18 protein-coding genes are annotated in these 23208 nt (G+C 67.9%); 14 read left to right on the top strand and 4 right to left on the bottom strand.

The features are described from left to right. Positions 1–132: 132 nt before the first annotated feature. Both ACOZHM_RS06670 and ACOZHM_RS06665 read right to left on the bottom strand, forming a co-directional pair. Positions 133–1041, bottom strand: a complete 909-nt coding sequence (locus ACOZHM_RS06670) for an AEC family transporter (protein WP_421568339.1) — start codon at positions 1039–1041, stop codon at positions 133–135. A 74-nt stretch (positions 1042–1115) separates the two neighbouring features. After that, positions 1116–1754 (bottom strand): tetratricopeptide repeat protein, encoded by a 639-nt coding sequence (locus tag ACOZHM_RS06665; RefSeq protein WP_421568338.1) that lies wholly within the window; start codon positions 1752–1754, stop codon positions 1116–1118. Positions 1755–1916: 162 nt separating this feature from the next. On the opposite strand from ACOZHM_RS06665, the gene ACOZHM_RS06660 reads away from it, so the two are divergent. From ACOZHM_RS06660 to ACOZHM_RS06650, 3 genes are all read left to right on the top strand, one after another. Next, on the top strand, positions 1917–5615 hold the full coding sequence (locus ACOZHM_RS06660) for an indolepyruvate ferredoxin oxidoreductase family protein (RefSeq protein ID WP_421568336.1): 3699 nt from the start codon (positions 1917–1919) through the stop codon (positions 5613–5615). A 254-nt stretch (positions 5616–5869) separates the two neighbouring features. Then, a complete protein-coding gene (locus ACOZHM_RS06655) occupies positions 5870–6313 on the top strand; it encodes a helix-turn-helix transcriptional regulator (protein WP_421568335.1) in 444 nt (147 codons plus the stop codon). Further along, complete coding sequence (locus tag ACOZHM_RS06650; protein WP_421568334.1) at positions 6310–7587, top strand: type II toxin-antitoxin system HipA family toxin; 1278 nt, start codon at positions 6310–6312, stop codon at positions 7585–7587. Before ACOZHM_RS06655 ends, ACOZHM_RS06650 begins: the two co-directional genes overlap by 4 nt. Here the strand turns inward: ACOZHM_RS06650 and ACOZHM_RS06645 are convergent, their stop codons facing one another. Further along, a complete protein-coding gene (locus ACOZHM_RS06645; protein WP_421568333.1) occupies positions 7588–8208 on the bottom strand; it encodes a DUF938 domain-containing protein in 621 nt (206 codons plus the stop codon). It abuts the gene before it with no gap. Positions 8209–8345: 137 nt separating this feature from the next. Between ACOZHM_RS06645 and ACOZHM_RS06640 the strand changes: the two genes are divergently transcribed. The 11 genes from ACOZHM_RS06640 to ACOZHM_RS06590 all read left to right on the top strand — a co-directional run bounded on the left by ACOZHM_RS06640 (position 8346) and on the right by ACOZHM_RS06590 (position 22502). Further along, positions 8346–9974 (top strand): TldD/PmbA family protein, encoded by a 1629-nt coding sequence (locus ACOZHM_RS06640; RefSeq protein WP_421568331.1) that lies wholly within the window; start codon positions 8346–8348, stop codon positions 9972–9974. A gap of 23 nt (positions 9975–9997) precedes the next feature. After that, positions 9998–11632, top strand: coding sequence for a TldD/PmbA family protein (locus ACOZHM_RS06635; protein WP_421568330.1), 1635 nt, complete (start codon positions 9998–10000; stop codon positions 11630–11632). A 21-nt stretch (positions 11633–11653) separates the two neighbouring features. Further along, a complete protein-coding gene (locus ACOZHM_RS06630) occupies positions 11654–12988 on the top strand; it encodes a TldD/PmbA family protein (protein ID WP_421568328.1) in 1335 nt (444 codons plus the stop codon). 43 nt (positions 12989–13031) lie between these two features. Next, positions 13032–13733 (top strand): DUF4159 domain-containing protein, encoded by a 702-nt coding sequence (locus ACOZHM_RS06625; RefSeq protein ID WP_421568326.1) that lies wholly within the window; start codon positions 13032–13034, stop codon positions 13731–13733. A gap of 61 nt (positions 13734–13794) precedes the next feature. Then, complete coding sequence (locus ACOZHM_RS06620; protein ID WP_421568325.1) at positions 13795–14781, top strand: AAA family ATPase; 987 nt, start codon at positions 13795–13797, stop codon at positions 14779–14781. Positions 14782–14788: 7 nt separating this feature from the next. Continuing rightward, a complete protein-coding gene (locus tag ACOZHM_RS06615) occupies positions 14789–15679 on the top strand; it encodes a DUF58 domain-containing protein (RefSeq protein ID WP_421568323.1) in 891 nt (296 codons plus the stop codon). After that, on the top strand, positions 15676–16797 hold the full coding sequence (locus ACOZHM_RS06610; RefSeq protein ID WP_421568322.1) for a BatA domain-containing protein: 1122 nt from the start codon (positions 15676–15678) through the stop codon (positions 16795–16797). Before ACOZHM_RS06615 ends, ACOZHM_RS06610 begins: the two co-directional genes overlap by 4 nt. Next, positions 16794–18950 (top strand): hypothetical protein, encoded by a 2157-nt coding sequence (locus ACOZHM_RS06605; RefSeq protein WP_421568321.1) that lies wholly within the window; start codon positions 16794–16796, stop codon positions 18948–18950. Before ACOZHM_RS06610 ends, ACOZHM_RS06605 begins: the two co-directional genes overlap by 4 nt. Next, a complete protein-coding gene (locus tag ACOZHM_RS06600) occupies positions 18947–20797 on the top strand; it encodes a hypothetical protein (protein WP_421568319.1) in 1851 nt (616 codons plus the stop codon). The genes ACOZHM_RS06605 and ACOZHM_RS06600 overlap by 4 nt, the downstream gene beginning before the upstream one ends. An 84-nt stretch (positions 20798–20881) precedes the next feature. Further along, positions 20882–21481 (top strand): DUF6088 family protein, encoded by a 600-nt coding sequence (locus tag ACOZHM_RS06595; protein WP_421568318.1) that lies wholly within the window; start codon positions 20882–20884, stop codon positions 21479–21481. Further along, positions 21474–22502, top strand: a complete 1029-nt coding sequence (locus ACOZHM_RS06590) for a nucleotidyl transferase AbiEii/AbiGii toxin family protein (protein ID WP_421568316.1) — start codon at positions 21474–21476, stop codon at positions 22500–22502. The genes ACOZHM_RS06595 and ACOZHM_RS06590 overlap by 8 nt, the downstream gene beginning before the upstream one ends. On the opposite strand, the gene ACOZHM_RS06585 is transcribed toward ACOZHM_RS06590, so the two are convergent. After that, on the bottom strand, positions 22499–23170 hold the full coding sequence (locus ACOZHM_RS06585) for a hypothetical protein (RefSeq protein ID WP_421568315.1): 672 nt from the start codon (positions 23168–23170) through the stop codon (positions 22499–22501). The genes ACOZHM_RS06590 and ACOZHM_RS06585 overlap by 4 nt on opposite strands. Positions 23171–23208: the final 38 nt, after the last annotated feature.

Below are 23208 nucleotides of genomic sequence, written 5' to 3'. Positions count from 1 at the left end.
GGGTGTTGTGGCCCAACCTGCCCAGCGGGGGGGGGTTGGGGGCGGGGGGGCCCCGGGTGCGGGGGCCCTAATCTTACCCCGGGCCCCCCCCGGCCTCTACGGAGGGCGTAGCGCCGGGCTCTGCCCGGCGGATCAACGGTGCAACACCCACACCCACGCCGGCAACGTGAGCAGCGACAACAGGATGCCGTAGCCCACCAGCGCCGCCGCCAGCCGTGGCGCCAACCGGTGCGAGATCGCCAGGGCCGCGGCGGTGATCATGGTCGGCATCGCCGACTCCAGCACGTTGACCTGCAGCAGGGTGCCCTGCAGGCCGAAGGCCCAGGCGATCGGCAGCGCCAGTGCGGGCATCAGCACCAGTTTCAGCACCAGTCCGATCCCCAGCGGCGCGAGCTCCCCACGCGAGAGCCGAAGCCGGATCGACAACCCCACCGCCAGCATCACCAGGGGCAGCATCGCGTCGGCCAACTGCTTGAGCCCGGTGCCGATCCAGCCCGGGGGCTGCACCGGCATCAGGGTGAGCGCGAACAACAACGCCCACAGCGGCGGGAAGCGGGCGATGCGGCCCAGCACCTGGCGGGCGGTGGGCGGTGTGTCGCCGCTGTAGCGCGCAATCACATACAGCCCGAACGTGGACAGCAGCACGAAGGTGCCGAACTGGTCGTAGACCACGGCATAGGGCAATGCGTGGTCACCGAGCAGCGCGCGCACCATGGGATAGCCGATGAAGCTGGAATTGGCCAAGGCCACGCAGATGAGCAGCACCGCGTGCACGTCGCGGGCGAAGCCGAACACGCGCGTGGCCAGGCTCACCAGCGCCACCGTTGCCAGCATCAACAGCCAGGGCGTGGCCATCAGCCCGATCAGGCTGACATCCAGTTGCAGGCGGGGCACGTAGGTCAGCACCGCCGCCGGCAGGCACACCAGCAGCACGACCCGGTTGAGCACCTCGGCACTGTTGTCGGGCAGCGCGCGCAGGCGCGCGAACAGCATGCCCAGGCCGAGCATGGTCAGAATGAGGGCGAATGCATCGAAGGCCATCGCCCCAGCCTAGCGGAAGCCACCACGTTGCCGGCCCCGACCATGGTCGAAGCCGGCGCCGGTAGCGCGCGCGATTACGGCCAGGCCGGCGGCTGCGCCGCCCAGGCCTTCTGCACTTCGGCCAGGCTGGCACGCTCGGCGTCGGTCCAGGCCGGCAGCTGCTGCGCGAAGCCGTTGCTGCTGCTCCACGCCTGCGGCTCGGTGCGCACGGCCGCGGCGTACCACTTCACGGCGTCGTCCTTGCGGCCCAGTTTCCACAGCGCCAGCGCGAAGGTCGGCGGCACCCACGACGGGTTGCCACGCATGCCGGCCTGGGCGCTGTGCCACTGCGCCAACGCCGCCTCGGCATCGCCCTGGCGGTACAGATCCCAACCGTGGTTCCAGCGCACCATGCGACCCTGCGCGGTTCCTGCCGCTGCCGTCTTCTCGGCGTCGGCATACAGCTCGCGCCCCAGCTCCGGACGGTTCTGCGCGTAGGCCACGCTGGCCAGCTGCACCGTCGCTTCCAGTGCCTTGCGGCCGCGTTCGCGTTGTTTCATCAACTGTTCGACGACATCGCCGCTGTCGGCAGGCACGACCACGGGCGCGACCGCAGCCACGTCATCGTCGAAGTAGAACTCCTGCAATGCCGGCAACGATTGCGCTGCCACCCCGAACACGGTCATTCCCGCCGCCAGCACAACGCCGGCCAGCATCTTTCTTGCCACTGCCATACAAACTCCCCCAGGTTGTCACAACAACCTCCCTCCCCGATCCTAACCGCAGCACGGCCCCTGATGCGAGTCCCGAAGGGCAAAAACAGCCCGACTGTTACAATTCCGCCCTTTCCGGCCACCGCCTGCGGTGGCCGTGCCAGCCGTCAGCACGGGCCAGCCATGACCAGTACCGCCGAACTCACCTCGCCGTCCTCCGCCAACCTGCCTGCCGGGCCGCTGGACGACAGCTACACGCTGGACCACAAGTACACGCGTACCGACGGCCGCATTTACCTGAGCGGGGTGCAGGCACTGGTACGGCTGCCGCTGATGCAGCGGCTGCGCGACCAGGCCGCCGGGCTGGACACGGCCGGCTTCATCAGCGGCTACCGCGGCAGCCCGCTGGGGGGCTTCGACCTGGAACTGTGGCGCGCCCGCCAGCACCTGGAGGCGGCGCGGGTGAAGTTCACCCCCGGCCTCAACGAGGACCTGGGCGCGACCATGGTCTGGGGCACGCAGCAGACCAACCTGTTCCCCGGGGCGAAGGTCCAGGGCGTGTACGGCATGTGGTACGGCAAGGGCCCGGGCGTGGACCGCTGCGGCGATGTGTTCAAGCATGCCAATGCGGCCGGTACCTCGGTGCATGGCGGCGTGCTGGCGCTCGCCGCCGACGACCACGCCTGCCGCAGCTCGACGCTGCCGCATGGCAGCGAAGATGAATTCGTCAGCGCGATGATGCCGGTGCTCAACCCGGCCGGCGTGCAGGATATCCTGGACATGGGCCTGCTCGGCTGGGCCATGAGTCGCTACACCGGGCGCTGGATCGGCTTCAAGACGATTGCCGAGACGGTGGAGTCCTCCGCCTCGGTGCAGGTGGACCCGTTCGCGCGACGGATCGTACTGCCTGAAGATTTCGAGATGCCCGCCGGCGGGCTCAACATCCGCTGGCCGGACCCGCCGCTGGACCAGGAGATGCGCCTGCACCGCTATGCGGTCAAAGCCGCCCAGGCGTTCGCGCGGGCCAATGGCATCGACCGGGTGGTGATGGATTCGCCGCGCGCGCGGCTGGGCATCGTCACCACCGGCAAGAGCTACCTGGATGTGCTGCAGGCGCTGGAATACCTGGGCCTGGACGAGCGCGCGTGCGCCGAGATCGGCATCCGCGTGTACAAGGTCGGCATGACCTGGCCGCTGGAGCCGGAAGGCATCGCGCGCTTCGCGCAGGGCCTGGAAGACATCGTGGTGGTGGAGGAGAAGCGCGCCTTCATCGAGCGCCAGATGAAGGAACAGTTCTACAACTGGCCGGCCAGCGCCGGTCCGCGCCCGTCCATCGTCGGCAAGTACGACGAGCAGGGCGCGTGGATCCTGCCGTCCACCAACGAACTGACGCCGGCCACCATTGCCGGGGTGATCGGCCGCCGCATCCAGAAGTTCTTCAGCAATGAATCCATCGAACAGCGACTGCGCTGGATGGATGCCAAGGAAGCCGAACTGGCCCTGCCCCGCGCCAGCTTCCCGCGTGTACCGCATTACTGCTCGGGCTGCCCGCACAACACCTCCACCCGCGTGCCGGAAGGCTCGCGTGCGCTGGGCGGCATCGGCTGCCATTACATGGTCACCTGGATGGACCGCAGCACCGACACCTTCACCCACATGGGTGGCGAAGGCGTGACGTGGGCCGGGCAGGCCGCATTCACCGACACCGAACACGTGTTCCAGAACCTGGGCGACGGCACCTACTTCCACAGCGGTTCGCTGGCGATCCGCCAGGCCATCGCGGCCGGGGTGAACATCACCTACAAGATCCTCTACAACGATGCGGTGGCGATGACCGGCGGGCAGCCGGTGGACGGCACCCTGACCGTGCCGCAGATCGCCCACCAGATGCGCGCCGAAGGCGTGCAGACGATCGTGCTGGTGAGCGACGAGATCGGCAAGTGGAACAAGCGCGAGCTGTTCCCCGAGGGCGTGGAATTCCACGACCGTGCCGAACTCGATGCAGTGCAGAAGCAGCTGCGCGAGGTGAAGGGCACCAGCATCCTGATCTACGAGCAGACCTGCGCCACCGAGAAGCGCCGCCGCCGCAAGCGCGGCAAGCTGGTCGATCCGCCCAAGCGCGTGGTGGTCAATTCGCTGGTCTGCGAAGGCTGCGGCGACTGCGGGCAGAAGAGCTTCTGCGTGTCCGTGCTGCCGAAGGAAACCGAGTTCGGGCGCAAGCGCGACATCGACCAGTCCAACTGCAACAAGGACTATTCCTGCACCACCGGCTTCTGCCCCAGCTTCGTCACCGTGCACGGCGGCAAGCCGCGCAAGGGCGCGCGCAGCGACCGCAGCGACCTGCTTGCCAACCTGCCCGCGCCGACCTTCCGTACCGCGCTGGAGCAGCCCTGGAACATCCTGATCACCGGCGTCGGTGGCACCGGCGTGGTGACCATCGGTGCGCTGCTGGGCATGGCCGGCCACCTGGAAGGCAAGGGCGCCAGCGTGCTCGACCAGACCGGCCTGGCCCAGAAGGGCGGCGCGGTCACCACCCATATCCGCATCGCCCGCACCCCCGAAGACATCCACGCGGTGCGCATCGCCGCCGGCGAGGCCGACCTGGTGCTGGGCTGCGACATGGTGGTGGTCAACGACTACTGGGCGCTGTCGAAGGTGCGCGCCGAGCGTTCGCAGGTGGTACTCAATACCTATGAAGCGATGCCGGGCACCTTCACCACCCGCCCGGACATGCAGTTCCCCGCCGCCGACATCATTGCCGGCATCCGCGTGGCGCTGGGCGGCCGCGAGCCGCTGCTGCTCGATGCCACCCAGCTTGCCACCGCGCTGCTGGGCGATGCGATCGCCTCCAACCTGTTCATCCTGGGCTACGCCTGGCAGCAGGGCCTGGTGCCGATCTCGTTCGAGGCACTGATGCGCGCCGTGGAGCTCAATGGCGCGGCGGTGGCGATGAACCAGCAGGCATTCGCCTGGGGCCGCCTGGCCGCCATCGATCCGCAGGCGGTGCAGCAGGCCGCCGGGCTGGTGCGCAATGGCCACACCGACGCCGAACGCACCCCGGGCCCGCTGCATGACCTGCCGCCGGGCGAGTGGGAAGGCAACGAATGGGGCGCCACCGCCGCGCCACGCGAGACCGGCGACGAGCGCGAACTGCGCGGCCTGCCCGGGCACGGCGGTGGTGGCGAGGTGGCGTTCCTGCCGCTGGACGACGAACGCCTGTCGCGTTCGCTCGACGAGCTGGTGGAACGCCGCGTGCGCTTCCTTACCGATTACCAGGATGCGGCCTATGCCGCGCGCTACCGCACGCTGGTCGAGCGCGTGCGCGCGGTGGAATGGGACAAGGCCGGCAGCACTGCGCTGACCGAGACCGTGGCCCGTTACTACTTCAAGCTCCTGGCCTACAAGGACGAGTATGAAGTGGCGCGCCTGTACACCAGCGGCGAGTTCCAGCGCCGGCTGCAGCAGCAGTTCGAGGGCGACTTCGAGGTGCGCTTCCACCTGGCCCCGCCACTGTTCGCGAAGAAGGACGACCAGGGCCGGTTGATCAAGCAGGAATACGGCCCGTGGATGCTCAAGGCCTTCGGCCTGCTGGCCAAGCTGAAGTTCCTGCGTGGCGGCACGTTCGATATCTTCGGGCGCACCGACGAGCGCCGTGGCGAGCGCCAGCTGATCACCGATTACGAGCAGACCGTGGCACTGCTGCTGGAAGGGCTGGGCGATGACCGCGTGGCGCTGGCGGTGGAGATCGCCAGCATTCCCGAACACATCCGCGGCTATGGCCACGTCAAGGAAGCGCACCTGCACAAGGCCAAGGCCCGCGAAGCGACGCTGCTGGCGCAGTGGCGCAACCCGAAGGCGCTGCATATCGTGCAGGTGGCGTAACCCGTCCCCGCCCAACACGGAACGCGAGACATAGGCTGCCTTTGCAAAAGGCAACCTACAGGTTGCCCGGCGACGCCGGGGAAATGTCACCGAACGGAGACATTTAACGAATGTCTTCGTTCGGTGACATTGCTACAAATGTAATCGACCGATGACATAATGATTGAATGGGCAGATGGAATTGTCCTCTATCATTGAAATGTCTACGTTCGAAGACACTTGCGGGAGTGTGTTCGCTCGCTTACATTTCTGCCATGACAATGTTCAGGACAGCGGAAGACGTCGGCAACATCATCCGGCAGCGCCGAAAGGCACTCGGATGGGACCAGGCGCGCCTGGCCTTTGAATGCGGCGTCAGCCGCCAATGGGTTGTGGATATCGAAAAAGGCAAGCCGCGTGCGGAGCTGCAGTTGGTATTGCGGGTCATGAACGTGCTTGGCCTGAAGCTGGCTGCCGTGGATCAGCAGGCGGAGGCCGCCCGTATCACGATCCCCAGCGCCGGGCTGGATGACATCCTCGACCACCACCGCGCGGTTCCTGGGGGATCGCCCCGGGCAGCCCCCCACCGCATGCCGTTGTCGTATGCCCAGATCCTCGAACGCGCGCGCGACGCCACCGGTAGCCAGCGCACCGGGGAGACGCCGAGCGTCCATGAGACGCCCAAGCCGTATGCGGGTAAGCGTCGGACGACGAAATGAGCCTGCACGTGCTGATGCAGGGTGTACCCATGGGCACGTTGCAGCAGGATGCACACGGCACCCCGAATTTCGCGTACAACCCGGATTGGCGGGACGCTGGCGGCGCCTTCCCGTTGTCGCTGTGCCTGCCGCTGACCGCCGCATTCCACGCGCCCCGCGCGGTAGCGGCCGTCGCATGGGGTCTGCTGCCTGACAACGACACCACGCTGCAGGGTTGGGCGTCGCGCTTCCACGTTTCGCCTCGCAATCCTGTTTCCCTGCTTGCACACGTGGGCGAGGACTGCGCTGGCGCCGTCCAGTTCGTTGCCCCCGACCGCGTAGAGGCAGTCATTGCAGGCCAAGCCGATGGTATCGAGCCCCTGAGCGACGCACAGGTCGCCTCGCGCCTTTCACAGGTCCGGCGCGACGTTGGCAGTGGGCGTTGGCTGGGTGATATCGGTCAGTTCAGTCTTGCCGGTGCGCAGGCCAAGATTGCCCTGCTTAAACTGGACGATGGCTGGGCCGTGCCCAGCGGCCGCATTCCCACCACGCACATCCTCAAACCGCCCGGCGGCGATTACGGCGGCTTTGTCGAGAACGAGATGTTCTGCCTGCGCCTGGCCCGCGCGATGGGCATGCCGGCCGCACATTCGGAGAAGATCGAGATCGAGGGCGAGTCCGCCATCTGCGTCGAACGCTACGACCGCGCGCGTACAGCCGACGGATGGACCCGCATTCATCAGGAAGACTTCTGCCAGGCGCTGGGCGTCATGCCGCAGATCAAATACCAGAATCAGGGTGGGCCGGGCGCGGCAGACCTGGCCGATATCCTCTGGCAGCACGGCAGCCAACCACAGCAGGACGTGGCAATGCTGTTCAACGCGTTGGCATTCAACTACCTGATCGGCGGGACCGACGCCCACGCCAAGAACTACTCGCTGCTTCTGGACAGCGAGCAGGTCCGCCTGGCGCCGCTGTACGACATTTCCAGCGCCCTGCCCTACCCACAGCTTCAGAAGCGCAAGATCAAGCTCGCCATGAAGATTGGCAGCCACTATCGCTGGTGGGACATCACGCTGCGTGATTGGCAGGCCACCGCCACCGCGATGCGCCTTGCGCCAGCCATGGCCATGGAGATGCTTGCGCGCATGGCCTTGGAGCTCCCTGCCGTTGCCGAGGAGCAGCGCCTGCAGTTGGAGGATGAAGGTATCGCGCATCCCATCCTGGAGACGCTGGTACAGGAGATCGCCGCCAGCTGTGCGCGGTGCCTTGCCAGATTCTCCAGCGAAGCCTGATTACCCGCGCCGCCACACCCGCAACCGGTTGTTTGCGGGCATCGCGAGGTCCTCGATCAACGCCAGCCCCTGCGCAGCGGCCAACGCATCCACCGCCTCGGCATCACGGATCCCCGATTCCGGATCGCGTGCCTTCAGCCATGCATCGAACTGCCGGTTGCTGTCGCTGCTGTAGTTGCCGTTGTAATTGAAGGGACCATAGACGCACAGCAGCCCATCGTCGGCCATCACCGCCGGCAGCCCGGCGAACAGTGCCTGGACGTGTGCCCAGCTCATGATGTGCAAGGTGTTGGCACTGAACACGGCATCGAACGCCAGCCGCTCTGCTGGCAGCGGTGCCAGGCCCGGCTCCGGCACCAGCACGGCCTGCAGGGGCCAAGGCGCCGGGGCGTTGGGCAGCGCCGCTTCGGCCAGGCGCTCGGCGATGCCCGGCAGGTAGTCCGGATGGTCGCTGGCCTGCCATAGCAAATGTGGCAGCCCGGCCGCGAAGTACGCCGCATGCTGGCCGGTGCCACTGCCGATCTCCAGTACCCGCCGGCGGTCATGCAGGTGGCGGCGCAGCACCGCCAGGATCGGGTCGCGATTGCGCTCACAGGCCTCGGACCAGCGTTGTTGGGTCATCTCGGATCAACATTGTCCTGAGAACCTGCATCCAACCATGACCGCAGTCACTTGTGCCACCGCCGGGCGCCACCGAAAGTCGAAGGCTGTTCATGTCGCCCGCCCGTCGCTGGCGCCTACCCGGGGAATCGCAAGCTGTGCAACGCCGTGAGTTTCTGACGCTGTCTGGAATGGGCCTCGCCGGCCTGATGCTGCCGCATTCCCGCCTGATTGCCGCCGAGCAGCTGCTCGAGCCCGGCAACGCGGTCCGCAACAAGGCCCTGGCCGAGTCGGCGCTGGCCGCGGCCAAGCGGGCCGGGGCCAGTTACTGCGACGTGCGCATCGGCCGTTACCTCAACCAGTCGGTGATCACCCGCGAGGCGCGGGTGCAGAACATCACCAACCGCGAATCGTCCGGCATCGGCATCCGGGTCATCGTCAACGGCGCGTGGGGCTTTGCCGCCACCCACCAGCAGACCCCGGCTGCGGTCCTGGCCGCGGTCGAACAGGCCGCGGCGATCGCCCGTGCCAACGCCAGCATCCAGACCCGTCCGGTGCAGCTGGCCCCGGTCACCGGGGTGGGCGATGTGAGCTGGAAGACCCCGATCCGCAAGAACGCCATGGCGGTGCCGATCCAGGACAAGGTCGACCTGCTGCTCAGCCTGAACGCGGCGGCGATAAACGCCGGCGCCGACTTCATCAACTCCACGCTGTTCCTGGTCAACGAACAGAAGTACTTCGCCTCCAGCGACGGCTCGTTCATCGACCAGGACGTGCACCGGATCTGGCTGCCGTTCACCGCCACCGCCATCGACAAGAGCACCGGCAAGTTCCGCACCCGCGCCGGGCTGTCCTCGCCGATGGGCATGGGCTACGAATTCCTCGATGGCCAGGCCAGCGGCAAGATCCAGCTGCCGGGCGGCATCACCGCCTACCGCGATTCCTACGACCCGGTGGAAGATGCCATCGCCGCCGCGCGGCATGCCCGCGAGAAGCTCAAGGCGCCGTCGGTCAAGCCGGGCAAGTACGACCTGGTGCTGGACCCGTCCAATCTGTTCCTGACCATCCACGAGAACGTCGGCCACCCGCTGGAACTGGACCGCGTGCTGGGCTACGAGGCCAACTACGCCGGCACCAGCTTCGCCACCCTGGACAAGCGCGATGCCGGTTACCGCTGGGGCAGCGAGCGGGTCAACTTCTTCGCCGACAAGACCGCGCCGGGCAGCCTGGGTGCGGTGGGCTACGACGACGAAGGGGTCAAGACCAAGCGCTGGGACCTGGTCAAGGACGGCATCCTGGTCAACTACCAGGCCACCCGCGATGAGGTGCACCTGCTGGGCGAAACCGAGTCGCACGGCTGCAGCTACGCCGACTCCTGGTCCAGCGTGCAGTTCCAGCGCATGGCCAATGTGTCGCTGGCCCCGGGCAAGACCCCGCTGAGCGTGGCCGACATGATCAAGGACGTGGAGAACGGCATCTACATCCACGGCCGCGGCTCCTATTCCATCGACCAGCAGCGCTTCAACGCGCAGTTCGGCGGGCAGCTGTACTACCAGATCAAGAACGGCCAGATCGCCGGCATGGTCGAAGACGCGGCGTACCAGATCCGCACGCCGGAGTTCTGGAACGCCTGCAGCGCGATCTGCGACGCGCGCGACTTCCGCTTCGGCGGCTCGTTCTTCGATGGCAAGGGGCAGCCGGGCCAGGTCTCGGCGGTGTCGCACGGTTCGGCAACCACGCGTTTCGATGGCATCAACATCATCAACACCGCACGCAGCCTGGGCTGAGTGCACTCACATGGAGAGCGGCTTTGCAAAGACGTGACTTTCTTGCCCTGACCGGGCTTACCGCGGGCGGCCTGATCGTGCCGTCGTTCTTCGGCAAGGTGATCGCCGCCGAGCAGCTGCACAGTACGCTGGACCCGGCGCTGAAGAAGCGCCTGGCCGATGCCGCGCTCGCTGCCGCGCGTCAGGGCGGCGCGACCTACAGCGACGTGCGCATCGGGCGTTACCTGCGCCAGTTCGTGATCACCCGCGAGGACAAGGTCCAGAACGTGGTCAACACCGAATCCACCGGTGTGGGCATCCGGGTGATCGTCAACGGCGCCTGGGGCTTTGCCGCGACCAACCAGCTCAACCCGACCGACGTCGCCCGTGCCGCACAGCAGGCCGTGGCCATCGCCAAGGCCAATGCCGGCGTGCAGACCGCCCGCGTACAGCTGGCCGCCGCGCCCGGCGTGGGTGAGGTGAGCTGGAAGACGCCGATCCGCAAGAACGCCATGGACGTGCCGATCAAGGAAAAGGTCGAGCTGCTGCTGGACGTCAATGCGGCCGCGATCGGCGCCGGCGCCAGCTTCGTCAACTCCATGCTGTTCCTGGTCAACGAGCAGAAGTACTTCGCCTCCACCGACGGCTCCTACATCGACCAGGACGTGCACCGCATCTGGGCGCCGATGACGGTCACCGCCATCGACAAGGCCAGCGGCAAGTTCCGCACCCGCGAAGGCCTGTCCGCGCCGATGGGCATGGGCTACGAATACCTGGACGGCGCGGCGGCGGGCAAGGTGCTCACGCCCAATGGCGTGGTCAACTACGGCTCCTCCTACGACATGAAGGAAGACGCCATCGCCGCGGCGAAGCAGGCACAGGAAAAGCTCAAGGCACCGTCGGTGAAGCCGGGCAAGTACGACCTGGTGCTGGACCCGTCGCATACCTGGCTGACCATCCACGAATCGGTCGGCCACCCGCTCGAGCTCGACCGCGTGCTGGGCTACGAGGCCAACTACGCCGGCACCAGCTTCGCCACCCTGGACAAGCGCGAGCAGCACTTCCAGTACGGCAGCGACCTGGTCAACATCTTCGCCGACAAGACCCAGCCGGGCAGCCTCGGCGCGGTCGCCTACGACGACGAAGGCGTCAAGACCAAGCGCTGGGACCTGATCAGCAACGGCAAGCTGGTGGACTACCAGACCATCCGCGACCAGGCCCATATCCTGGGCAAGACCGAGTCGGACGGCTGCTGCTATGCCGACTCGTGGTCCAGCGTGCAGTTCCAGCGCATGGCCAACGTCTCGATGGCGCCGGGCAAGACCCCGCTGAGCGTGGCCGACCTGGTCAAGGACGTGGAGAACGGCATCTACATCATCGGCGACGGCTCGTTCTCGATCGACCAGCAGCGCTACAACGCCCAGTTCGGCGGCCAGCTGTTCTACGAGATCAAGAACGGCAAGATCACCCGCATGCTGGAGGACGTGGCCTACCAGATCCGCACGCCGGAGTTCTGGAACGCCTGCAGTGCCGTGGCCGATGAACGCGACTACCGCCTGGGCGGCTCGTTCTTCGACGGCAAGGGCCAGCCGGGCCAGGTCTCGGCGGTCTCGCATGGTTCGTCCACCGCGCGCTTCAACGGCATCAACGTCATCAACACCGCGCGCAGCCTCGGCTGACCGGTCAGGAGCCTTTATTCCATGAGTATCTTCACCGAAGCCCAGGCCAAGGCCATCCTCGACAAGGTCATCGCGCTGTCCAAGGCCGATGAGACCACCGCGGTGCTGGCCGGCTCGATCGACGGCAACATCCGGTTCGCCCTCAACAACGTCTCCACCAGCGGCATCGTCGACAACACCGAACTGGCCGTCACGGTCGCCTTCGGCAAGCGCGTCGGCACCGCCTCGATCAACGAGTTCGACGACGCCGCGCTGGAACGCGTGGTCCGCCGTGCCGAAGACCTGGCCCGCCTGGCCCCGGAAAACCCGGAGTTCCTGCCGGCCATCGGCAAGCAGGCCTACACCGCCAGCCCGACCTTCAGCGCTTCCACCGCCGCCATCGACCCGGCGTTCCGCGCCAAGGTCGCCGCCGATTCGATCGCCCCGTGCCGTGGCAACGGCCTGATCGCCGCCGGCTTCCTGGAAGATGGCCAGGGATTCCAGGCCACCGCCAACAGCAACGGCAACTTCGGCTACCAGCGCACCACCAACTTCGACTACACCTGCACCGTGCGCACCGAAGACGGGCGTGGTTCGGGCTGGGTCGGCCGCAACCTCAAGGACGCCGCCGACTTCAAGGCCGACCAGGACGTGCGCATCGCCATGCGCAAGGCCACCGAGTCGTCCGAAGCCAAGGCGCTGGAGCCCGGCAAGTACACCGTGATCCTGGAACCGGCCGCGGCCGCGGGCCTGATCAGCTTCATGATGAATTTCTTCGATGCGCGCTCGGCCGATGAAGGCCGCAGCTTCCTGTCCAAGAAGGGCGGCGGCAACAAGCTGGGCGAGCAGGTCTACGACCCGCGCGTGAACATGTACGCCGACCCGTGGCACCCCGAGGCACCGGTGCTGCCGTGGGACCAGCAGGGCCTGCCGCGCACCAAGCTGGCCATCATCGAAAATGGCAAGGTCGCCAACCTGGACTACTCGCGCTTCTGGGCGCAGAAGCAGGGCAAGACCGCGAATGCCTCGCCGGGCAACCTGCTGATGAGCGGCGGCGACAAGAGCACCGCCGAGCTGGTGCGCGGCACCCAGAAGGGCATCCTGGTCACCCGCACCTGGTACATCCGCATGGTCGACCCGCAGACCGTGCTGCTCACCGGCCTGACCCGCGACGGCACGTTCTACATCGAGAACGGCCAGATCAAGTACCCGGTGAAGAACTTCCGCTTCAACGAATCGCCGGTGATCATGCTCAACAACATCGAAGAGCTGGGCAAGCCAGTGCGTGTGGCCGGCGACGAATCCAGCTTCGTGATGATGATTCCGCCGATGAAGCTGCGCGACTTCACCTTCACCTCGCTGTCCGACGCGGTCTGATGGAACGCGGCAACGGCAGGCGCTACGGAGGCTGCGCGCGGCGATGAACCGCGCGCAGTTCCTGCGGCTGATGCTGGGCGGGGCCGCTTGGGCGGCCCTGCCCTCGCTCGCCCGTGCCCAGGCCGGGCGGTACGACTTCTGGTTCACCCGCCTCAAGTACGACTCCGGCGACTGGGACGTGGATGCGCGCATGCCGTCCAACGTCATCACCTCGCTGATCGATTACACCTCGCTGCGGGTCGACCCGACCGAACACGTGGTCGCGCTGTCCGACCCGCGCATGCTGGAAGCACCGTTCTGCTACCTGGCCGGGCACAAGCTGGTCGAGTTCAACGCCGCTGAGCGGCAGAACTTCGTGCGCTACGTACGCAACGGCGGCTTCGTGCTCGTGGACGACTGCAACCACGATATCGACGGGCTGTTCGCCAAGTCGTTCGAAGCGCAGATGGCCAAGCTGTTTGGGTCGACCGCATTGAAGAAGCTGCCCAACAACCACGCGCTGTACCGCAGCTTCTTCAAATTCCCGGAAGGTCCACCGGCCACCGGCTTCGAGCTCAACGGCTGGGGCGATGACCTGGTGCACGATTACCTCAAGGGCATCGAGGTCAATGGCCGGTTGGGGGTGCTCTACAGCAACAAGGATTACGGTTGCGAGTGGGACTACGACTGGCGCAACAAGCGGTTCCTGGCCGAGGACAACACGCGGTTTGCCGTGAACATCGTGATGTATGCGTTGAACAATTAGGTTTCGCTTATTTCTTCAGCCACGCAGGGCGTGGCTCTACATTCATTGTTGCGAGCGTGCCATGCAGACCGATAGCCCCATTGATGCCCTTCTTTCCAAGCTTCAGCCGCTGCGCGATGCGCTGGGACAGGCCGTGGTGGGCCAGCACGACGTCGTGGAGCAGTTGCTGATCGGCCTGCTGGCCGGCGGCCACGTGCTGCTGGAAGGCGCGCCCGGGCTGGGCAAGACCCTGCTGGTGCGTTCGCTGGGGCAGGCGCTGGAACTGCAGTTCCGGCGCGTGCAGTTCACCCCCGACCTGATGCCCAGCGACATCCTGGGCACCGAGCTGCTGGAAGAAGACCACGGCACCGGCCACCGCCACTTCCGCTTCCAGCAGGGCCCGATCTTCACCAACCTGCTGCTGGCCGACGAACTCAACCGTACCCCGCCCAAGACCCAGGCCGCGCTGCTGGAAGCGATGCAGGAGCGCACCGTCAGCTACGCCGGCACCACCTATTCGCTGCCGGCGCCGTTCTTCGTGCTGGCCACGCAGAACCCGATCGAGCAGGCCGGTACCTACCCGCTGCCCGAAGCCCAGCTGGACCGCTTCCTGCTGCACGTGCGGGTGGATTACCCCACCGAACAGGAAGAGCGCGACATCCTGGTGCAGACCACCGGCAGCAGCAGCGGTTCGGTGCCCAAGGTCATGCAGGCCGACGACGTGCTCGCACTGCAGGCCGCCGTGCGCCAGGTGCATGTCAGCGACGACGTGCTGAGCTGGATCACGCGGCTGGTTCGCGCCAGCCGTCCCGGTGCCGGCGCGCCCGACGCGGTCAACCACTGGATCAAGTGGGGCGCCGGCCCGCGCGCCGGTCAGTCGCTGGTGCTCGCGGCCAAGGCACGCGCCTTGTTGCAGGGGCGCTTCGCCGCAACCCGCGACGACGTTCAGGCGTTGATGGCGCCCGTGCTGCGCCACCGCCTGCTGTTGTCGTTCGCCGCCGAAGCCGAACAGAAGAGCGCCGACGATGTGATCGCCGCCCTGCTGCAGGCCGTGCCCTTCCCCGCCTGAGCCTGCCGTGAGCGCGCACGCCCCGATCGCCATCCCCGCCGATGTCCGCAGCCGCCTCAAGGCGCTGCGGCTGTTGCCGCGGCGCGCGACCGGCGCGCAGGGCATCGGCCAGCATGCCAGCCGCAGCCGCGGCGCCGGGCTGGAGTTCGCCCAGTACCGCGCCTACGAACCCGGCGATGAACTGCGCCAGATCGACTGGAAGTTGTACGCGCGTTCGGACCGCTTCTTCGTGCGCGAATCCGAGCGCGAAAGCCCGGTCACGATCTGGATCCTGGTTGATGCGACGGCATCCGCGCGCCAGCGCGATCGCGCGCGGCCCCACCTGTCGCGGCTGGATCACATCGGTGCCACCGCTGCCTGCATCGTGGAACTGGCGCTGCAGCAGGGGGATCGCTTCGGCCTGATCGCCATCACGGGCGACGGCGTGCAGCTGGTGCCCGCCGGCAGCGGTGCGCGCCAGCGTGACCGCATCCACCTGCTGCTGCACCGCCTGGAGGCACGCGGTGCGTGGCCCGGCGCGGATGCGCTGCGCCCGGTCTGGGAGCGGGTGCAGGCCAACGACATGCTGGTGGCGCTCGGCGACGGGTTCGACGACGCCGGCACCGTGCTGCTGGAGCGCCTGGCCGCAGCCCGGCGCGATGTAACACAGCTGCAGATCCTGACCGCCGACGAGCGCGACTTCCCGTTCCAGGACGGCCACCGTTTCCGCGATCCGGAGACGGGCGAGGAGCTGCTGGGCGACGGCCGCGCGATCCGCGACGGCTACCTGGCCCGCTTCGCCGAGGCGCAGCGCGTGCTGCAGGCGCGGTTGCAGCGCGGCGGCGTGGGCCATGTAGTGACGCACACCGACCAACCGCTGGACGCGCCCTTGCGGCTGCTGGCGGGGAGCGCGCGATGAGCCTGTCGCTGCTGTTCCCGCTGGGCCTGTTGGCGCTGGCGTCGCTGCTGGTGCCGCTGCTGATCCACCTGGCGCGCCGCCACCAATACGCGCCGCTGGAGTTCGCCGCGCTGCGCTGGTTGCGTGCGAAGGCGCGCCCGCGCCAGCGGATCCGCTTCGACGAATGGCCCCTGCTGCTGGTGCGCCTGCTGCTGTTGGCCGCGCTGGCCGTACTGCTGGCACGGCCGCTGCTGCAGGGTGCACCGGTAGAGACGCCGCCATGGGTGGTGGTGGCGCCGGGGCTGAACCCACCGGCGCTGCCTGCAGGCAGCGAGGGACGCTGGCTGGCGGCGGGATTTCCACCGCTGCAGGACGCGGCGCCTGCATCTGCGCAGCCGCTTGCCAGCCTGCTGCGCGAACTGGATCAGTCGCTGCCCAAGGGCACGGCATTGACGGTGTACGTCCCCGATCCGCTGCCGGGCCTGGATGGTGAGCGGCCGCGGCTGTCGCGTGCGGTGCAATGGCGCCCGGTCGCCACGCCGGCTGCTGCGCCGGTACAGGGCACCGCGCCGCAGCTGCGTGTCGCCGGCACTGACAGCGCACCGTCGGCACTGCGCGTGCTGGATGCCCTGCAGCGCGCGTGGAGCGGGCAGGCGCTGCCGGCACCGCTCGCCGCCGCTGCCGCGCCGGAAGACGGTCAGGTCGGCGTGTGGCTGGCCGATGCGCCGCTGCCGCCCGTCTGGCAGGCCTGGGTGCAGGCGGGCGGCAGCGTGTTGGCCGTTTCGCCCAACCTGGCGCCCGGCACAGGGTCGACAGTGCTTCGGGATGACAGCGGCAACGCCGCCGTCGTGCGCCACGCACTCGGTCGCGGCCAGGTACTGCAGTTCACCGCGCCGCTGTCACCCGACGCGCTGCCGATCCTGCGCGAGCCGTCGTTCCCGCGCCGTCTGCTGGAACAGCTGCAACCATTGCCGCCGCCGCAGCTGGCGCCTGCCGCCGCGCACGTGCCGCTGACCGGCGCCGCTGCTCCGTTGGCACAGCCGCGTGATCTGGCTCCGTGGCTGCTGGTGTTGATCATGGTGCTGTTCGCGCTGGAACGCTGGATGGCCACCGCACCGCGACGCGGGGCGAGCGCATGAACCACGTTCGGCATGCATGGCAGCGCGCGCGTCGCCGGCAGTGGTGGACCACGGCTGCATTGCTGCTGCCGCCGGCACTGGCCATTACCGCAATCACCGCACGCGTGGCCGGCATCAGCGTCGCCTCCGTGGCACTGCTGGCGACCCTGCTGGTCGCCGCAGGCACCGCCACCTGGCGGACGAGGCGGCTGGACCGGCACTGGCTGGTGCGCCAGCTGGACCGCCATGCCATCAGCCAGGACAGCGCCGACCTGCTGTTCGCCGATACCGCCGCGCTGAATCCGCTGCAGCAGCGCCAGCAGGCGCGCATCACCGCCGCGTTGCAGGCCACGCCACCGGATCTTCGCACCGCATGGCCAACGCGCTGGCTGGCGCTGTCGTGGGGTGGCGGCATGCTGGTGGCCGTGCTGGCTGTGGGCTGGCCCGCGCCGGGCGCATCGCTGCCGGTGGTTACCGGCCGTGCCACGTCCGCCGCCAGCGTGGCGCAGCCGCCGAGCCTGCAATCATCGACAATGAAGATCCAGGCACCGGCCTACACCGGCCAGGCCCTGCGCACCCAGACCACGCTGGACGCGAAGGTGGTACAGGGCAGCGCGCTGGACTGGTCGCTGCGGTTCAGTGCACAGCCCAGCAAGGCCGCCTTGCAGCTGCACGACGGCACCCGCATTGACCTGCGCCGCGACGGCGAACATTGGGTGGCGCAGTGGAAGGCTGCCAAGCCCACGCTGTATCGCATCGTCACCGAGCCGGCGTTGGCCGCGCCCAAGCTGTATCGCCTGGATGTGGTGCCCGACCGGCCACCGAGCGTGCGCGTGATCGCCCCGGACCGCACCCTGGTGCTGGCCACGCCCGGCCAGCGGCAATGGTCGCTGGCGTTTGAAGCCAGCGATGACTTCGGTGTGGCCGCCAGCGCCGAACTGCACCTCACCCTGGCCCAGGGCAGCGGCGAGAACATCACTTTCCGCGAGCAGCGCATCGCACTGGGCGGCACGGGGCCGGCAACCCAGCGCGGCTTCGCGCGCACGCTGGATCTGGCCGCGCTGGGCGCTGGACCCGGCAACGACGTGATCGCCCAGCTGCAGGTGCGCGACAACCGCACGCCGACGGCACAGACCGCGCAGAGCACCAGCCTGATCCTGCGCCTGCCCAGCGAAGAACAGGTGCTGGGGACGGACATGGAAGGCATGGTCAAGAAGACCCTGCCGGCCTACTTCCGCAGCCAGCGCCAGATCATCATCGACGCCGAGGCGCTGATCAAACTGCACCGCCAGCTGCCGGCCGAGGAGTTCGTGAAGCGCTCCGATGCGATCGGCGTGGACCAGCGCATCCTGCGCCTGCGCTATGGCCAGTTCCTGGGCGAAGAGAGCGAAGGCGGGGCCAAGCCGCCGCCGACCAGCGACACCCTGCCGACCAGCGATGCGCCCGCGGCGGATCATGCTGATGCGCATGACCACGACACCACCGGTGCGCAGACCGGCCACGACGATCACGACCACGGCGCCACCAAGGCCGACAGCCCGCCGGTGTTCGGCGCCGCCACTGACGTGCTCTCCGAATACGGGCACACCCACGACCATGCCGAAGCGGCCACCCTGCTGGACCCGCAGACCCGCGCGATCCTGAAGGCGGCGCTGGACCAGATGTGGTCGTCGGAAGGCGAGCTGCGCCAGGGACGCCCGGAGCGTGCACTGCCGTTTGCCAACAAGGCGCTGGCCTTCATCAAGCAGGTCCAGCAGGCCGAACGCATCTACCTGGCGCGCGTGGGACCGGAGCTGCCGCCCATCGACGAGAGCCGCCGCATGAGCGGTGACCGTACCGGTCTCGACAGCCGTACTTCGACGATCACCCCGGTGGACGCACCCGATCCAGCCATTGTGGCGGTCTGGCAGCAGCTGGCCGACGCCAACACTACGCCGGACCTGGACGCGCTGGGCCAATGGCTGGGCCGCCATCAATCACGGCTGTCCGATCCGCTCAGCCTGGCGGCGGCGGTCGAGGAGCTGCGCCTGGCCCCGGACTGCGCCACCTGCCGCAACACGTTGCGTGCGCAGCTGTGGCGTGCGCTGCTGCGTCCGTTGCCACAGCTGGAGCGGCGCAGCGCACCCGACCCGATGGCGCAACGTTATCTGGATGCACTGGAGGGCACGCGATGAGCATGGCAACGTGGATCGCCATTGCACTGGCCCTGATCATCGTCGTGGGCAGCGTGCGCCTCCTGCGCGTGGCGCCGGGTGCTGTCCGCCCGCCGCTGCCCAGGCGCGTCGCACTGCTCGGGTTGCAGGCCCTGGCTGCACTGTTGCTCTACTTCACCCTGGTGCCGCCGCAGCGCAACGTGGACGCCGGCCAGCTGATCGTGTTGACCGGCAACGCCGCCGTGGCCGGCACCGTGCCGACCGGCGCAACCGTGATCGCCCTGCCCGAGGCCCCCGCCAACGCCGATGCCGTGCGCGCACCCGATCTGGCCACCGCACTGCGCCAGCATCCGGGCAGCACCTCGCTGCTGCTGGTGGGCGACGGGTTGTCCGCGCGGGATCGCGACGTCGCGCTGCCACAGCGGGTAACCCTGCAGTCCCCGGCCGCGCCGCACGGCTGGCTGGAACTGTCTCCACCGGCCGTCACCGCACCCGGTGCACTGTTTAAGGTCACCGCCCGAGCAGGCGGTGTGGACGCCGCACGCGCCGAGCTGCTCGACCCGGCCGGCGTGGTCGTTGACCGCGCGCCGCTGGACGCACGCGGCAACGTGCGCCTGCGGGGCAGCGCGCGCGCCGTGGGGCGGAGCGAGTTCACCCTGCGCCTGCTCGATGCGCAGCAGCACACTGTGGACAGCGTGCCCGTACCGCTGCAGACCGTCGCCGCACCGCCGCCGCGCGTGCTGATTCTCGCCGGCGCGCCCGGGCCGGAACTGAAGTACCTGCGCCGCTGGGCCACCGATACCGGCCTGGCCGTGCAGGCCCAGGCCAGCGCCGGTGGCGGCGTGCTGCTGGGCGACGCGCCGGTCGCCTTGAGCGCTGCCCGCCTCGCAGTCACCGACGTGCTGGTGCTGGACGAACGCAGCCTGGCCGCACTCGGTGCTGCGCAACGCACCCTGGTCGGGCAGGCGCTGCGCGACGGACTGGGCGTGCTGGTGCGCAGCAGCGGCCCGCTCAACGACGGCACGCGCCAGGCGCTGCGCAGCTGGGGCCTGCCGGTGAACGGTGGCAGCCGCGCGACACCGTTGCAGCTGCAGGCCGATCCGGAGGCCGCACTGCTGCAGGCGCGGCGTGGCCCGCAGCGACCGTCCAGCGACAGCACCGCCTGGATCGACGAGGCCGATGCCGCCTCGCACAGTGCGCTGCCGCCTGCGTTGGAGCATTTCGACGCGGTGCTGCCGGGTGCGGATGCCCTGTTCAACGATGCGAAGGACAACGCCGTCGGCGGCTGGCGCGGCATCGGTCGTGGCCGCGTGGCGCTGCTGCCGGTGACCGACAGTTATCGGCTGGTGCTCTCCGGCCGCGACGATCGCTACGCCGAACTGTGGTCGGGCGTGTTGGCCAAGGGGGCCCGTGCGCTGCCGGGCGCGCCGGCCGTTCGCCTGCAGTCCGCGACGCCCTGGTCGGGCGAGCGCATGACCCTGTGCGAGGTGCCCAGCGGCAGCCGGGTCCGCGACGCCGAAGGTCGCACGGTCGCCCTGCAGCTCGATCCCGCCAGCGGCAACGCGCACTGCGCCGGCTACTGGCCGCAGCAACCTGGCTGGCACCAGCTCCAGCACGGCGACACCGTGCAGGCGTTCTACGTCTTCGACCCGGCCACCGCGCAACCGCTGCACCGGCAGCAACTGCGCGCCGCCACCGCACGCCGGCTGGCCGCGGCGACGGCAGGTGCCGCCGCAACGCCCGGCAAAGTCCCCGGCCCCCGCTGGCCGTGGCTGCTGGGCTTCATCGTCATCGCCGGCCTGTTGTGGTGGCTCGAACGGCGTCGGCCGCCGCCTGCCGAACCCGCGCCGGGCGTTGATTCTGAATAAAAATCTATTAATACGATCAAATAGATAGGTAATTTATGTCAGATCGATGTGGCATTGTTCTGACAACAGGTCCACACTGCGAGCATGAAGTCGCTCCCCCATAAAATCGTTGCCATGGCAGCCCAGATGCCGGAGGGCAGCATTCTGTCGGCCGACATCCTGTTCTCGCTGGGGTCGCGCAACGCAGTGGATCAGGCGCTATCCCGGCTGGCCAAGTCCGGCGCCCTGATGCGTGTGGGTCGTGGCCTATACGTAAAACCCATCCAGACCCGCTTCGGTGAACGCGCTCCGGATCCCCACAAGGTCGTCACTTCGCTGGCGTCGCAGGCGGGCGAAACGATGGTGATAGGGGAAGCAGCGGCCGCAAATGCGTTGGGGCTGACTACCCAGGTACCGATGCGGCCGGTCTATCTCAGCTCTGGCGTCTCGCGCCGGTTGCAGCTGGGCCGTCAGGTAGTTGAGATCCGCCACGCACCGCGCTGGAAGCTGGCGCTGGCGAACCGGGAAGCAGGTACGGCGCTTCGTGCCATGGCCTGGGCGGGAGCGGAACGCGCACAGACCGTCGCCTCCCAGCTGAGCCAGCGCATGTCCCCTTCCCAGCTGGCCGAGCTGTCCAGTGTTTCCACCCGCTATATGCCTGCGTGGATGAGCAGAGCACTCCGGCAGATGTCAGCGCATGGGTGATCGCTTTCTGGCGTTGTCCGAGCAGGACCGCCGGGATGCGCTGGAGGCAGCGGCAACGGCGAGTGGTTGCCCCGCTTACCTGTTGGAAAAGGACGTATGGGTGGTTTGGGCACTGGATGTGCTGTTCGCGCAGCCCTTTGGGAAGCATCTGGTGTTCAAGGGTGGAACCTCGTTGTCCAAGGCTCACGGCAACCTGATCCAGCGGTTCTCCGAGGACGTCGATCTCACTTACGACATACGCCAGCTGATCGCGGGCCCGGAGCGCGATGTCACGGAACCGCTCCCCACCAGCCGAAGTCAGGAGAAGAAGTGGACAAGCGCGGTTCGCCGGGCATTGCCCGCGTGGATACAGGCAAACGTTGTGCCTGCGCTGCAGAAGGCCATTGACGCAGGCAGTACCCCGTTGTCGCTGTCCACGTCGTCAGACAAGATCGAACTTCGCTATCCACCGGTCACTGCCGGCCGTGACTACGTTCGCCCCGTGGTCCTGCTCGAGTTCGGCGCGCGTTCAAGCGGTGAACCTGCCCAACAGGTCGAGGTCGCCTGCGACGCAGCAGCATATCTTGACCTCGAATTCCCCCGTGCAGTTCCTCGCGTCATGCACGCGGAGCGCACATTCTGGGAGAAGGCTACCGCCGCGCATGTCTACTGCCTTCAGGACAAGACCCCGGAGCGATACGCGCGCCATTGGCATGACATGGCCAGGCTCGAGCAGAAGGGGTTTGTCGACGCCGCCATTGCTGAACCACAGCTCGGCCAGCAGGTTGTCGCCCACAAACAGATGTTTTTCGAATGCCGCTCCGTGGATGGCCGCGTCATTCAGTACGCCGATGTCCTGCAAGGCGGTCTTCGCATCGTCCCGTGCTCAAAAGGCAGGGATCACTTGGCCGCAGACTACCAATCCATGATCGATGGAGGACTCCTCGATGGATCGCCCATTTCATTTGACTCGCTGATGGATCAGTGTGGTTGCATCGAGGAAAAGGTGAACGCAGCGTTCGCCGTGTCGGAGCGTACTTAGCGCTGCTTCAACCGATACACCCCGTTGAAGCGCACGTTCATGCCGCCGCATTCGGCGTTGTCGGCCACCAGCAGCGTGTCGTCGAGCCACTGGGCGCGCACTTCGCAGGTGTCTTCGCGGAACACGACGGTGGCACCGGTGGGGACGGCGCTCGCGGCCACCTGGCCCAGGTTCGGGCCGCCCGGGCGCTGTTCCAGTGTCGGGTTCGCCGAAGGCCAGTACGCGTCGCCGTCCACCTGCAGCGCGTTGCCCTGCACGCGGATGACCAGGCTGTCATCGCCGTTGCGCCAGTGCCCGGCCCAGTCCTTCAGCGCAGGGGTCCGCGTAGGCAGCGTCTGCAGCCGGGTCCTGTCGACCCAGCCGGCACTGCCGCCGACCTTGTTGGGGAAGAACACGCAGCGGTACCCGCCCAGGTCGCGACCGCTGATGACGGTGTCGCCGGTCACGACATAGGTGCCGTGGCGACAGGCCGGCTCGCCCTTGGCGGGGCAACCGTTCATGTCATCAAGCAGATACAGGCGCTGCGCCCCGATCACCTTGGCCTGCGCGAAATTACCCTGCTCCGACGGGAACGCCCCGTTGCGGCAGCTGCCGCCATCGGCCATGTCGCTGGCGAGTGCAGGCAGGGGGAGCAGCAGGGGGAGCAGGCACAGTGGGCGCAGGGACATGGCGTCAGGATCGAAGAGGCGGTGGTCAGGATAGCGGC

Origin of the sequence: Stenotrophomonas sp. PD6, assembly GCF_049199305.1 — a bacterium.
In the GTDB taxonomy this organism is placed as follows: Bacteria; Pseudomonadota; Gammaproteobacteria; order Xanthomonadales; family Xanthomonadaceae; genus Stenotrophomonas.
This window is presented reverse-complemented; position numbering and strand designations above follow the sequence as displayed.